Below are 13,241 nucleotides of genomic sequence, written 5' to 3'. Positions count from 1 at the left end.
ATTTGCATGCGTGTAAGGTTCAGCATCTACCCTGATTTGGCTTAAAAAGTTATCATGCATTATTGTAAGATAACTAAAGCAGTATCCGCGTTGAAAGGGGTTTTCAATAGTATTATAGGTATAGCATATAGGTACAGGTGATAAAAATATCTTACCTCTTTTGCTCGGAGTATTGCGCCGAGATTTAGTGTATTTTTCGGTATGTATTCAGCGATCTGCATATAAGAGTTTGAAATAATAGCTGGGATGCAGTTTGCAATTACTCAGATTGATAACCATGCTTATATCCTTGATCAGAGTTACTATGAGATATATTGCGGTAGTGAGTTTCATGGCATTACCTATGATTATAGAAGCGGCTATCATGGCAAATGTCGAGAAGTAAAGTGTGTAAGTGGATTTTACAGTCATGCTAGGTAAATTTTCAGCTTTAGAACACCGTAATGTTTTTCCACACCCTTTATGAGAGATTCCTGGATAACACATGTGCATCAGGAAAGTCTGCTGATGCAGCACAAACTAGTGGTCTATGCTGTCTATAGAAGTGATGCGTAGTGCATATAGATACAGCTGACAAAGGTACTAGGAAGCATGAGAATGTTGCATGCTATTAGCGATATATCAGGAAAAGGTATGAGGCTGAGACCAATCAATAGAGATAGAGTAGAGCGGTGTGTATTTTATTTCTTGTGGGAGAAGAAGCATCGTGTATCACTGAAAACAATATCTTGTTGTTTTTAGCAGTAATATTTATCAAGAAATAGTAGAGAATTATATCTAGATCTGCTTGAGATTCTCGCAGAAATAGCTTCTAATTATGGGATATCAACCAGCTTCTTCAGAACCACTCTATTAAGGGTTTTAGATTACTGACTGTGGCTGAGTATTCTGAATCGGAAATGAATATTTGCCATAGCTTCAGTCGGTATTGACTGATTTTCGGAGTGAAGTGGTATTTATCAATTGTATCGTGTTTTTATCCGGAAGTAATATCGGGCATAAAACCATAAATAACGCTGTATTGACAGATTATCATTTCTAGTTTCTGTTGGTATGGTCAGATTATATTGATATTGCGCGCTTTTAAGGCATTTGTTAGTGAGCACAATTGCTCTATAGTCAGGGATTCTGCTCTTGCATTAGGGTCAATATTACATCCAATAAATAATGCATCAGCATCTTTTATACATGACTTTAACGAGTTGCGAATTGTTTTTCGTCGGCAGTGGAATAGCTTTTTTAATACTTGTGCAAAGTATGAATTATCTACAGAGAATCTAGGAGATAATAAGGGAGTTATCTCTATAACTGAAGAATATACTTTAGGAGATGGGGAGAAAATTTCTGGTGGGAAATCTTCAACTTTTCTAACATCGCATAGCAGCTGCACAAGAATAGACAGAATAGAATAGCTTTTCGTATTTGGCTGAGCTACGATCCTATCAGCTACTTCTTTTTGGAACATAAGAATGAGCTTCTCGAAGCGATGTATATAGGGAAGGAGTTTTAGAAGCAAAATTACAGATATATTGTACGGGAGGTTGGATATCATTTTGAGGGGCGATTGCGATAGCAGCTGTTCGATGTTGACATCCAAAATATCTTCAAAGATGCAATCATATTCAGCATGTGCTTCTTTTAGTTTGCTGTGTATGTTTGATAATCTTCTATCCTTCTCAATAGCGGTTAGTCTACGTACCTCTTTGTTAAGGATTGATTGAGTCATTATTCCAAGCCCTGGTCCGACTTCTATTACGTTATATTGTTCCAAGCATCCTGCATATGAAACAATTTTTTCCGCGATAGCAGGATCTAGTATGAAACACTGCCCTAAAGATTTTTTCGTCCTGTATTTAGTAATTTTCATACATTAATTCTCATGCATATCTCCATAAATAGTCATGTTTTAGTGTATTGACTTTTATCCTAACATGTATATCATAGCTACCGCTAGCTGTTATAGGATTTAGTTTTCGCGATGGTTGGCCGGCTTAGCTATAATTGGTAGAGCGCCTGACTTGTAATCAGGATGTTGTCGGTTCGAGTCCGGCAGTCGGCTCTCTCTGTGTAATTATTATGGATGATATGTCCTTTCTTGTTGTTGCGAATTGGAAGGCTAACGGTAATGCAAGGCTAGCTGAAAGTTTCTTGGATGTTCTGTCTTCTCAAAACTCATTATCAGGTGGTTCTACGTGCAGCGTGGTGTTGTGTCCTCCATATACTGCTATGCCTTCATTAAGGGGGCGAAGTTGTGTAGTTAGGTTAGGTGGGCAGGACTGTTTTGCTGGGGTGAGTCGTGGTTGTACCGGTGAAATCACTGCTAAAATGCTGCGGGAATGTGGCTGTGAATATGTAATACTAGGGCACTCTGACCGGCGGACTCTGCTTAATGAGAGTGACTCTTTGATAAAGCTTAAGGCTGAGAGTGCTGTAGGAGAATGCCTTATTCCGATAATATGTGTGGGAGAAAATAGGGAAGAGCGAGAAAGTGGTGCTACTGGAAGGGTTTTATTGGAGCAATGCCGAAGTTGTCTTCCTGAAGAGGGGGAGTTTTTTGTTGCATATGAACCTATATGGGCTATAGGTGGTTCTGTTATCCCTGATATTGCGATGATAGAGGAGGCTTTTTCTATCATTAAGTCGCATAATCCTGGGCTTCGTATCATATATGGTGGTTCTGTAAATGAGAGTAACATACGCTCGCTGAAAACAGGTGTTAGTGGTATCGCTGGGGTATTAGTGGGTAGTGCTAGTCTAGATGCTGATGGATTTGCTAGAATGTTGGATAATGTGATGGAATGCTTATAGGTCATATATGCTAAGGGGAATAGTTACCTGCTTTGTTGCGCTTTGTAGCCTTTCTTTTTTGTTTTTTACTAATGTAGCTCTCTCTGCAGATGCTCCGTCTAGGGATTTCGTCCTTATAGGGAGCGGGTCTATGACCGGAGTGTACTATTCCATTGGTGGAGGGTTGTGTAAGTTTGTTGTTTCGGGATATAGGGAGAGGCATCCTGGTGATGCACTTATCTGCTCTACTGCATCTACGTCTGGAAGTGTATACAATCTCAATGCCATGAGAAGGGGTGCCATGGATATCGGTGCTGCTCAATCAGACATAGGGTACTATGCATATGCGGGGAAAAATTTGTATAGTGGTGAGCACCCAATGCAGAATCTTAGGTTGCTGGCGCAGTTGCATAGGGAGTATCTCACGTTAATAGTGCGTGCTGATTCTGGAATAAAAACGATAGATGATATAAAGGGTAAGAGGGTTAACATAGGAGCTCCTGGTACAGGCATTCGTACGGCGATGTTGGGGCTTATGGAGTTGAAGGGGTGGACGACAAAAGATTTTCTTGTAACGTCGGATTTAAGGGCTTCTGAGCAGGTGCAGGCACTTTGTGATGGAAAGGTGGATGTGATATCTGATTTTATTGGGCATCCTAATGCATCCATGCAGGAAGTGGCTGCGACGTGTGGTTCAGTTGTATTGTCTCTAGATGCTGATTTGATAGCGCAGGTTATAGAAAAGTATCCTTACTACCAGGCGGGTATGATACCTGGTAATACATACTCAAATATTCCGTATGATGTTCATACTATCTCGATCAGGGCTTCTATATATGGGACTGCGGAGCTTTCTGATGAGATGGCTTATATTACGGTAAAGTCAATCGCTTCTAACTTAGTAAGGTTCCGTGAGCTGAGTGGTGCTCTCAGGAATTTAACATTGGCGGATCTTCCGGGGCATCAACAAGAGGTAGTGCGTTTGAGGTGCCATTGCATGAGGGTGCAGAAAAGTTTTATAGAGACTTTGGTCTAATAACAGGCTAGCGTGGGTGAAGTACTACTAGGAATAGAGACGAGTTGTGATGAGACTGCTGTTGCTATATTGACCGACAGTGGGGAAGTCTTTGCGCATGAGGTCTTATCTCAAGTAGAGCATTCTGCATATGGTGGGGTGGTTCCTGAAATAGCTGCACGTGCTCACTACGATTTCCTGCAAGTGCTCGTGAAGAAGGCAATGAGCAATTCAGGTCTAAAATTCGATGATCTTTCAAGTATAGCTGTTACAGCCGGGCCCGGGTTAGTAGGTTCTTTGATTGTGGGTGTTATGTTTGCAAAGGCTGTTTCCTATGCAACGAAAAAGCCTATCATAGCGGTAAATCATTTAGAAGCCCATGCTTTAGTAGCGCGGATGAATCAAGAGATTGTCTTTCCTTTTCTTGTCCTTATTGTTTCGGGCGGCCATTGTCAGTTTATGTTAGCTCATGACGTTGGTTGCTACAGTAAATTGGGCGGTGCAATTGATGATTCACTAGGTGAAGCGTTTGATAAAGTAGCGCGAATGCTTGGGTTAGGGTATCCGGGTGGTCCGGCTGTAGAATGTAAGGCTAAGAATGGTCGTGGGGATAGATTCTTTTTCCCTCGGGCTTTACATAATAGACCTGGCTGTGATTTTTCATTTTCAGGATTAAAGACAGCGGTTCGTTATGCGATCGAGAGAGAAGGGCCTCTGGATGAAGAAATGGTATGTGACATATGTGCATCTTTTCAGGAATGCGTTGGTGATATACTGGTGAGTAGGATACGGAATGCCATAAAGGCTGCTAGACAACTGAAGGAGGGTATAGATAAGCTGGTGGTTACTGGTGGGGTAGCATCGAATGGATTTTTAAGAACTATTATATCGCAGTGCGCAGAAGACATGGGTGTTACTGCGGTATTCCCGCCACGCGAACTATGCACGGACAATGGCATAATGGTGGCTTGGGCAGGGGTGGAGAACTTCCGTAAGGGTAACGCAGTTGCTTCACTAGGATTTGCTCCCAGAGCTAGATGGCCTATGGAAAGCATTAGCTAGCCTTTTCTTTATACTGAAGTAAACTCTTTCTTGTTACTACTACAGTATTCGCCAGCATGTCGTGCCATGCCCTTTTTCTTGAGTCAAAATTGGACCAAATTATTCCAAGACAAAGAGGTAAGCCAGAAATCCCTACATACGCAAACCTTTTGGTAGCTTGTGTGAAGTTCATGGCTGCAAGTGAATTTTCATCTATTACTTTAAGTCCTAATAGATATGCACCTACTGTAGCGGAAAAACGCGTCCACATATATACATAATACATATATAGCGCAACAAGTTGTATAGTCTGCAGTGCCACAACTTTGTACAGGTATCTATTTTTTAAAATTACTTCATTCTCCTTTAGTGAAGCTCCCATTTTGTATTTCTCAACGGCCTTGAAAGTCTCCTCATTTTTAGGGAAAACATACATGAAACAACCATGCATAAGCTGTAATACTAGTACGACAAGTAGCAGATCTATTAATGCAGCTATGCATCTGCGCGTACCAGATATATAGTGTAATTCACCATTTTGCACTTTTTTCGGGCGTCCAAATGGGTATAGTGCCATGTTTGAAGCCCATGTCAGTAACTTATGTAAAGGCTTTTGCATATGTATTCTCCTAGACAAAGCGCTTAATGTCGCATTTTATACTAACTGATACCTATCTAGAGAGAATTTTGTGGTTTTTCAGCTAAATATTGAAGATCTAGTGGTCTTTATGTGCATAGGAGTTTACAACTGGGAAAGAATAATCAAGCAAAAAGTCTATGTAAGTATAAATGTAACGTATAGCAGCGAGCAAGGTGGTGAGTTCTTGGATTATGATACCTTTAGTCAAAGAATCATTGAATTACTTACGGCAAAAGATTACCTCCTTTTGGAGGATGCAATATCCGATGTAATATCGTTTATAGTTTTGGAGCACGAGACAACGTTGGCATGCGAGGTGAAAATCTATAAGCCAGTAGTGTCTTTTCTCCGGGATTCAAAGAGTATTTCTATCTCTGCTATATGGAATAAGGACAGGTAGGGAAGCCTGCTTGACAAGTATAGAAGGCCTGCTATACTCCGAGGGTTTTTGTTTTTCACATTGTGGCTATGCGGTCTCATCGTTCAGTAAAAGTTTCATTAGTAGGTGCTGGGAATATAGGTGGTACTCTAGCCTATATGCTGGGTGTTGCGGGTATCTGTCAGGAGCTGGTATTCGTAGATGTGATGGACGGTGTGCCACGGGGGAAGTTATTGGATATTGGGCATGCGCTAGCAATATCGGGTGTGGATATAACAGCAGTTGGTGGTTCAGACTATGCAGCTATTGAGGGATCTGATGCGATTGTGGTTACTGCAGGCCTTCCTAGAAAGGAAGGGATGAGTCGTGAAGATTTGCTCATGGCTAATGCAGCAGTGATAAAAGGTGTGGCCGAAAATATTAGGAAATATTCTCCCGATGCTTTTGTTATAGTTGTGACTAATCCTCTTGATGCTATGGTGTGGTATATGCATCAATGTTCAGGATTGCCTGTGAACAAAGTAGTTGGCATGGCGGGCGTTCTGGATTCAGCGAGGTTTTCTTTTTTCCTTGCTAAGCACATGAGTGTTTCGGTTAGTAGCGTGTCATCTGTTGTCTTAGGTGGGCACGGTGACCTTATGTTGCCTTTGTTGAAGTATTCTACTGTTGGAGGTGTTTCTGTTTCAGACCTTATAAGCTGTGGTCGTCTGAGTTCTGAGGATGTGCATGCAATTATAGAAAGGACTCGCAAGGGAGGAGAGGAGATTGTTAAATTGCTAAAGAGTGGTTCAGCGTATTATGCTCCGGCTGCTTCTTGTATGAATATGCTAGAATCATACTTATTCGATAAGCGCTGTGTGATCCCTTGTTCAGTAGGGCTGGATGGTAAATATGGGGTGAATGGCGGTCTGTTTGTGGGGGTTCCAGCGGTTATAGGGAAGAATGGCGTAGAAGAGGTGATAGAATACGTTCTTTCACAAGAAGAGCGGGAAATTTTCGAAAAATCAGTGGGATTAATCAGTAATTCAGTGAAGATTATTTCTGAGCAAAAGTAGTATTGTATCTTACGTGACAGAATGCATTCGGGTGGGTGATGTTTCATCTTGTTTGGGATGAAATAAGACCGGTGTTGTGTATTATGCTCTCGCGATGTGGTCAAGTTAGGTGCATGGGGAGGCCGTTTTGTATGATATTTTTTCGGGCTGTGGCTTCTCTTCAGTGATTGGTTGTGTACTGGAAATTAGGTAGTTGATGCTGCCTGAATCTTTGAATTGTGCCACGTGCAGAGCTTTTTAAAGTATAAGGAGTGCATATTTTTGTCTGCTGCATGGGCTGCTAGTTGCACTTCGTAGAGGGATTTTTTGTTATTGATAATGGGATGAGAAATTCCAAGAGCCTTAGCGAAGAGAACGGTGTCCTTGTCTTATACATATTGATAATAGATCTTCATATGTAGACTTGCTATTAAACTCTAAGGTTACTAAACATATCTGGAGAGTGTTTCTGATAGTAGATATACAGAAGGGGGCAGTTGCTTTTTCTTCTCTCAAATTAAACTCTTTCTTAGATATGATATACGGCAAAACAAAAAGCTAACTCCTTTTTTCCACTATCTCTAATACCTTTGGTCTTGTTTTTAATAATAAGAGTTATTGTATGAGCTCTTTGTATACCTAGCGATTTGTGGGTGATCGGCATACTTACCAGTGTTTTTGAATCAGGATCGTATTGCAGTGATATGTTTCAGAGTTCTATAGGTGCACCCTCATAACAAACATCTCCAGAAACTGAAAGGCAGCTTGATCAGTAATGCGTTCAACGCACCATCCACATCAGTCACAGATTAGCTTCCTCTCGAAGGACAGATAACTGCTGTAAAGTTTTGAGGAGATTCCTAGAGAACAAGTAATTTTATGCTGGGTAAGAGTATACAGCCACTGTACAGACCTGCTAAGTATGGAGAATTGCTGATTGTAGTACGTTTCGTAAGTGATGCAGCACTGATTTTGCCTCTTTACTTAACTAGGGTCTTCAGGATCAAAGACGGATTGTGCGACGCGCGCCATCAATAACACCCACGAAGTTCCCAGCAAGCTCAATGCAAGCATAAGGAACAACGCCCAGGCTTTTTCCTAGTTTCGTAGTCTGATTCTAAATAATAGGAATTATTAGGTAGGACCTTGGTGTACCTAGCTATTCATTAGGTGAACTGACCACACTTCCAAGAATTGAGACACATTCTCAGAGTAGTGTATTGAGGTTGCTATGAGATTCTATTGCTGTAACTTTCCCAACATTTTAGAAAACAATCAGCACACCCAAAGCTAGTCATGCTTGGTATAGAAGAAATGGCCCTAATCTCAACAATATGCGCAATATGTCATCACCCTTATATCTGACAACTATATCCTAGATAGCTTATCCTGGTATAAACCAGGTGCCTGACAATAGCACCTAAAGTCTCAGATATTTGGATTACTGTAACGTACTCCCAGAGCACAGACGCTATGTACATCATCAATTACCCAAAGTGAACCACGACAGAAGCGTTAGCAACTCTTTTCAGGTTTTTATGAGGGCAGAAGAAACTTCCCTAATCTCAAGCGCAACCTCACCCCCTTTCAATAGTTTTAGCTAGTAACCCTGCTACTATGGTTTTTTCGTCTCGATTAAGAGCTACTAGGTCCGTGGCTACGGCGCTTCGGCGTTGTCGTTAGTTTCCGCAGCAGGACCCTTTCCACTTGCTGTTGTTGACGTAGGCCAGTTCTTATCACCTTTTAGAGTTTTCTCTACGAAGTCCTTCAAAGTCTCTGCAGCTGCTGCCCCAGTAGTGTCGGCATTGCCTAGGGCCTGCATACCACAAACAGTAACCTTGTTCACACATTCTGTACTCAAGTTGCTAGTCTCTCCAGAATATTCTCCAAACTTTGTCCCGCCCTTGCGCTGCTTCGTCACACAAACCTGCTTATCGATCTTAGGGGCAGAAATTTTCACAGCATTCGCAAACTGAACGATGTCTTTACCAGAAGTCTTGGCAAGAGCAGCAGTAAGGTTATCAGTCTGTCCAGTAACAACATCATAAGCTAACTCCTTAGCTAGTAGATATACTGTATCAGCTTCATCTTCTCTCTAATAATAGATCCTTGAATAACTTTCTAAGAGAACTCTAAGTATTGAATTATAAAGCCCTGGATCATTTACTAATTATGACACTCTAGAACTCACTCTCTATCCTGAATAACCTCAAATACAGTATTAACCATAATAGAAGTAGAAGAAAACCCGCCCTGATTTCAACAACCTCGCTCCCTTCAATAGTTTAGCTAGTAACCCTGCTACTATGGTTTTTTAGTCTCGATTAAGAGCTACTAGGTCCGTGACTACGGCGCTTCGGCGTTGTCGTTAGGTTGAGGTTGGGGTTTTGAGCCTTTATTTTTGCCTTGGACATAGGCTAATTCTCACTACCATTAGTTAGAGTTTTCGCTACAAAGTCCTTAAAACCTCCATAGCCTGTTCCTGTTCCTGTTCCTGTTCCTGTTCCTGTTCCTGTTCCTGTTCCTGTTCCTGTTCCTGTTCCTGTTCCGTATGCTTGACCGCCACATATACCGCGATCCGCGCATCGTTTCCTGACTCCTCTGTTCTTTCCCAGTGCTTTCCGAAGCTAGTCGGCTGTCCGTTAGCGTGTTTCGTCACACAAACCTGCTTATTGATCTTAGGGGAAGAAATCTCCACCGCCTTAGCAAAATGGACAATGTCCTTACAGAAGGTTTTGGCACGAGCAGCAGAAAAAAGCTTATCAGTTTGTATCAGTAACTACATCATATGTGCTTCCTGTAAGCAAAGCAGCTGAAATACAATGCTATCTGTCTATTGTTGATTCTAGGTGATATATGGAAAGAAAAGAAAATCTACCAGTAACATATGATTATTCAGAAAAGATTTTTGAGACCATTCTGAGAAGAAAAGAAGAAGAATTTCAAAATTCTGTAGACGACATACTTCGTAAATTTTCTGAGCAGCTGTATAGGTCGCTAGAAAGAGAATTACCTGAATTAATCAAAAAATTGCAAGCAGATCTACTGTCACGAGAATTTTCGGGAATTATAAGTGAAAAACACGGGAAAAATCTTATAGGCGAGAATACTTCTAATATGTTCCTCGATGACGTAATTGTGCAAATTGTTCAAGGAGCTTTAGAAGATTTATCTTGATATAGGTTTTTTGTAAATGATGGAAAATTCTGTTTTTCAAATTCTAAGGAAGAGTTCTTCAAAGGAATTTCCGGTTTCATTAGAAGATGCTAAGTTATTTTTAGGCATCAACAATAATAAGGAAGATGCGCTTTTACGTAATCTCATCTCTATTTCTACAGAGTATGCACAGTGGTATATAGAAAGATCGTTAATGCAGCAAACATGGCAGTTATCTTATAGCGGTGAGGTAGTTCCGAAAAAAATATACTTGCCGTTTGGCCCGCTGATTTCCGTAACATCTGTAAATACAACTAGTGCTGGAGATGAAAAAGTTGCAATAAAGAGCAATAATTACTGCATTGATATGTTGCGCTCAAGTATTGAACTTTCATCGTGTTTAAATTCAGTGCGTGTGGAAATAGTCTATAGTGCAGGGTATTTGGCTCCTGAAATAATTCCTGCGCAAGTTAGACATGGGATATTGCATCATACTGCAATTTCTTACAAAAACCGCAGTAATGTAGACATAAAGCATATGACTTTTCTTAAAGAGATGTATCTTCCGTTTCGTGAATTAAAACTAGTTCTATGACAGGTATCGAGAGGTTATACAGCGCTTTAGTTGAGTACTTACGTTCTGATGTGATTTTAAAAGATCTACTAAGTGATATATATGAGCAGGCCCCAACAAATGCATCTCTGCCATACGTATACTTGCATTTTCGTTATATAGAAGAAATCTGTACTTTTGATAGACTGGCATATCGGGCAATGATCATGTGCTGTTCCTTGAGTAATAGTCTTGAGGAGGTTATGAACATAACAGAGCAGGTTAGATCTGTATGTATGGCATTTTTCTCTGATAAGGAGAAGTATGTATTGTCCTATATACGATACAGAATTGCACATTTATCGCAGAACGTTTTTCAATCAAACATAGATTTAGAGGTCTTAATAAGTGATAGTAGTGAGCTTCCAAGAGAATGAATCAGGTGTTTATTTACCACTGAAAAATGTAAAGAGTGTCAAAATAACACTATGTAATAAAAATAGTTATATAAGAAGTGTACGCTCAGATGGATGGATGAATGCTTTAGAGAGATCTGGTGAAAAACATGTGACCATTAAGATCAATGCTATAGTAGGGCGTTCTCGTTCTGAGATTGTTCTACGTGAATTTGCAATGGAGAATCGTATTATAAGTTGTGAAATCCTGTTTTCTAACGAAACGAAAGAAAAACTTAGGACTAAATGCTTTATAGAACTTTACGAAAAGCACTGTGAAGCTGGAAGTTTAGAGAGTTATACTACCATCTTACAGAGTAGCGGGGCAGTGCATTTTTTACAGGATAATTAAACTATATTTCCTGCAATACACAGAAACAGCAAGTTTGTGCAGCTAACAGCTACTAATGTAATCAGATAGGTCTATAAGAGCTCGGGATCCGCCTCCCTTAATATTATACCGCTATGTATGATTACAGCGCCCGTATATACGCTAGGTTGTACCATATACAGATCCTTCAGATTTATAACAACTTTGAGTACCAAGTAGTGTCTTCAGTGTGCCGAAGGCTATACTTAAGTGAGAAGAGTAATAGAAGTAATGTTACTGCTAGAACTTAAATAATTTCCAGAGCATAACGGGGTTTACTTTAATTCCTTTTAGCTGCGTACTGACGCTAGTACTGAAGACATGGGATTCTTCTCTGTGGGGGCCGCAGTGCAAGGTATGATATTCTAGTGAATATCATAAGATGCGGCCAGCGGGAACTCAACTTTTCACGAAAACTAGATTATAGCGATGAGAGGGAATAATGCATATGCTTTTTCAAGCACATCTTCGAACATGGAGTAAATAGTTGAGCCCAACAAAGCACGACTATGTATTTTTCAGCGCAGTATGTGCAATGTAATGAAACCACCCGTAAAAGCTTGAATACGACCCCCTAACATGTCTTTAGTATGAATTGAACAGTTGAGCTTCAACAAAGCGCTGGTAAAGACGAAGTGATTCCAGATACGGATGTTATGGATATACTGGTGATGAGTTCACTATTCCCTATGATCACACTATGATGTTAGAAGGTACATTGTGCTCCTTCTACGACATGAGAACCTTGTCTGTTTTGTGATTTCCAAGTACGTTCTGCTGCCACTAGGTAAAGCAGTGCTGTTTTCTGTAACTAAGCCGTAAGCATCAAGAAGATTGAACGGTAGGCCAGCGCTTACGTGCTTTAGTACTGTAGCAGCTGCTTCAAGGTGTAGTTGTACTGTATTATACGTATCCAGGAAGTGCTCAGTGCACTCTCCACTGCAGAAGAGTGTATGCCTAGGTACATTGTCACGTATGATTCTATAAAAATTATACAGCGCCCAGCGCGGCTAGCACAAGGAGGTTTCTCAGTTCTTGCAGAGGAGTATTCCCGATGTGAAAGTATCTCACGTTCTGCTTAGGATTTTTATGTAAGTAGTAAAAATAAATAAGAGGGTGCAAAGAGATAAGGATCAAGTGTGCTGAAATAATTATAAGGGAGCTTCTTAGGTAGAGTATCTCGGAAAAATTGCGGCAAAGACACCTGGTATAGGTTTTGATATCAGGAGTATAGCTTGGTCGAGTTTTAAGCGTATCTCGTGCAACGCTGGATTTCTCTAAAAAGCGCTATTGATGGGATTTTAGACGTATGTCTATGCTGTTATAACTAATGATGTTGGGGGCATTGTTAGCAAAACCTACGATAATGTAGAAGGAATATAAGAAACAATTGGGAATAGTATATTGCAAGAACGCAAAAGATATGGTACCTCCATAACCTTGGGGCTAGGTAGCTCAGGGGTAGAGCAGGAGCATCATAATCTCCGGGCCGGGGGTTCGAATCCCTCCTTAGCCACTTGTGTAATAATGATCTAAAACTAGCTTGGGTTAACAGGGCTTCAAGATCCTTTCTAATGCTTTAAGAAACCTGTCATCTGAAAGAGCATGAAATAGAGAAAAAAGTTAGGAGCGCCAAATACAACGCTTGGAACCACAGCTGCCCTGTTATTTAGTAAGAACTTTGCTGTATATCACTCCAGTAACCTATCGCACCCACTCTAAGAGCATCTGTACCTAGCACGTTGTTGCGTCGCAGTACAAACTAGAACTATAAGAGGTTCCTTATGGTATATTTACTGCCAAAGAAATAT

11 protein-coding genes, 2 tRNA genes and 3 pseudogenes are annotated in these 13,241 nt (G+C 40.6%); 11 read left to right on the top strand and 5 right to left on the bottom strand.

Annotation, left to right across the window (positions count from 1 at the left end):
* Positions 1-1,057: 1,057 nt before the first annotated feature.
* Positions 1,058-1,867 (bottom strand): 16S rRNA (adenine(1518)-N(6)/adenine(1519)-N(6))-dimethyltransferase RsmA, encoded by an 810-nt coding sequence (rsmA, locus tag APHWEB_RS05235; RefSeq protein ID WP_011450731.1) that lies wholly within the window; start codon positions 1,865-1,867, stop codon positions 1,058-1,060.
* 118 nt (positions 1,868-1,985) lie between these two features.
* On the opposite strand from rsmA, the gene APHWEB_RS05230 reads away from it, so the two are divergent.
* The 4 genes and pseudogenes from APHWEB_RS05230 (at position 1,986) to tsaD (ending at position 4,864) form a co-directional block, all read left to right on the top strand.
* Positions 1,986-2,059, top strand: a tRNA-Thr gene (locus APHWEB_RS05230).
* 17 nt (positions 2,060-2,076) lie between these two features.
* Positions 2,077-2,808, top strand: a complete 732-nt coding sequence (locus APHWEB_RS05225) for a triosephosphate isomerase (protein WP_020849305.1) — start codon at positions 2,077-2,079, stop codon at positions 2,806-2,808.
* 7 nt (positions 2,809-2,815) lie between these two features.
* A pseudogene (locus APHWEB_RS05220) lies at positions 2,816-3,834 on the top strand (TAXI family TRAP transporter solute-binding subunit).
* Between the two features lies 1 nt (position 3,835).
* Entirely contained in the window at positions 3,836-4,864 is a 1,029-nt protein-coding gene (gene tsaD / locus APHWEB_RS05215; protein ID WP_020849306.1) for a tRNA (adenosine(37)-N6)-threonylcarbamoyltransferase complex transferase subunit TsaD, read from the top strand.
* On the opposite strand, the gene APHWEB_RS05210 is transcribed toward tsaD, so the two are convergent.
* Complete coding sequence (locus APHWEB_RS05210) at positions 4,857-5,420, bottom strand: RDD family protein (RefSeq protein ID WP_044104243.1); 564 nt, start codon at positions 5,418-5,420, stop codon at positions 4,857-4,859. The two genes, tsaD and APHWEB_RS05210, sit on opposite strands and share 8 nt — an antisense overlap.
* 112 nt (positions 5,421-5,532) lie before the next feature.
* On the opposite strand from APHWEB_RS05210, the gene APHWEB_RS05205 reads away from it, so the two are divergent.
* A complete protein-coding gene (locus APHWEB_RS05205; protein WP_011450736.1) occupies positions 5,533-5,883 on the top strand; it encodes a dihydroneopterin aldolase in 351 nt (116 codons plus the stop codon).
* Positions 5,884-5,951: 68 nt separating this feature from the next.
* A complete protein-coding gene (mdh, locus tag APHWEB_RS05200) occupies positions 5,952-6,917 on the top strand; it encodes a malate dehydrogenase (RefSeq protein ID WP_011450737.1) in 966 nt (321 codons plus the stop codon).
* 1,516 nt (positions 6,918-8,433) lie between these two features.
* Here the strand turns inward: mdh and APHWEB_RS07205 are convergent.
* The 3 genes and pseudogenes from APHWEB_RS07205 to APHWEB_RS05190 all read right to left on the bottom strand — a co-directional run.
* Positions 8,434-8,991, bottom strand: a pseudogene (locus APHWEB_RS07205) (P44/Msp2 family outer membrane protein); the annotation flags it as partial.
* A 101-nt stretch (positions 8,992-9,092) separates the two neighbouring features.
* Positions 9,093-9,210 (bottom strand): annotated as a pseudogene (locus APHWEB_RS07200) (P44/Msp2 family outer membrane protein); the annotation flags it as partial.
* Positions 9,211-9,345: 135 nt separating this feature from the next.
* Positions 9,346-9,594 (bottom strand): hypothetical protein, encoded by a 249-nt coding sequence (locus tag APHWEB_RS05190; RefSeq protein ID WP_020849588.1) that lies wholly within the window; start codon positions 9,592-9,594, stop codon positions 9,346-9,348.
* Positions 9,595-9,752: 158 nt separating this feature from the next.
* On the opposite strand from APHWEB_RS05190, the gene APHWEB_RS05185 reads away from it, so the two are divergent.
* The 5 genes from APHWEB_RS05185 (at position 9,753) to APHWEB_RS05165 (ending at position 12,946) form a co-directional block, all read left to right on the top strand.
* The gene (locus tag APHWEB_RS05185; protein WP_011450740.1) at positions 9,753-10,073 is read left to right on the top strand and encodes a hypothetical protein; all 321 of its coding nucleotides are present in this window, start codon (positions 9,753-9,755) and stop codon (positions 10,071-10,073) included.
* 16 nt (positions 10,074-10,089) lie between these two features.
* Positions 10,090-10,647, top strand: a complete 558-nt coding sequence (locus tag APHWEB_RS05180; protein WP_011450741.1) for a head-tail connector protein — start codon at positions 10,090-10,092, stop codon at positions 10,645-10,647.
* Complete coding sequence (locus APHWEB_RS05175; RefSeq protein ID WP_011450742.1) at positions 10,644-11,042, top strand: hypothetical protein; 399 nt, start codon at positions 10,644-10,646, stop codon at positions 11,040-11,042. Before APHWEB_RS05180 ends, APHWEB_RS05175 begins: the two co-directional genes overlap by 4 nt.
* Complete coding sequence (locus APHWEB_RS05170) at positions 11,014-11,412, top strand: phage tail tube protein (RefSeq protein WP_021799045.1); 399 nt, start codon at positions 11,014-11,016, stop codon at positions 11,410-11,412. Before APHWEB_RS05175 ends, APHWEB_RS05170 begins: the two co-directional genes overlap by 29 nt.
* 1,462 nt (positions 11,413-12,874) lie before the next feature.
* Positions 12,875-12,946 (top strand) — tRNA-Met (locus APHWEB_RS05165).
* The last annotated feature ends 295 nt before the right edge of the window (positions 12,947-13,241 follow it).

Origin of the sequence: Anaplasma phagocytophilum str. Webster (assembly GCF_000964685.1) — a bacterium.
In the GTDB taxonomy this organism is placed as follows: domain Bacteria; phylum Pseudomonadota; class Alphaproteobacteria; order Rickettsiales; family Anaplasmataceae; genus Anaplasma; species Anaplasma phagocytophilum.
The sequence above is the reverse complement of the archived record's forward strand: the minus strand, read 5'-3'. Positions and strand labels throughout refer to the sequence as shown.

Excerpts from the sequence above, each read along its gene's own strand:
- rsmA (WP_011450731.1), bottom strand. The coding sequence starts at position 1,867 with ATGAAAATTACTAAATACAGGACGAAAAAATCTTTAGGGCAGTGTTTC.
- APHWEB_RS05225 (WP_020849305.1), top strand. The coding sequence starts at position 2,077 with ATGGATGATATGTCCTTTCTTGTTGTTGCGAATTGGAAGGCTAACGGT.
- APHWEB_RS05210 (WP_044104243.1), bottom strand. The coding sequence starts at position 5,420 with ATGGCACTATACCCATTTGGACGCCCGAAAAAAGTGCAAAATGGTGAA.
- mdh (WP_011450737.1), top strand. The coding sequence starts at position 5,952 with ATGCGGTCTCATCGTTCAGTAAAAGTTTCATTAGTAGGTGCTGGGAAT.
- APHWEB_RS05185 (WP_011450740.1), top strand. The coding sequence starts at position 9,753 with ATGGAAAGAAAAGAAAATCTACCAGTAACATATGATTATTCAGAAAAG.
- APHWEB_RS05180 (WP_011450741.1), top strand. The coding sequence starts at position 10,090 with ATGATGGAAAATTCTGTTTTTCAAATTCTAAGGAAGAGTTCTTCAAAG.
- APHWEB_RS05175 (WP_011450742.1), top strand. The coding sequence starts at position 10,644 with ATGACAGGTATCGAGAGGTTATACAGCGCTTTAGTTGAGTACTTACGT.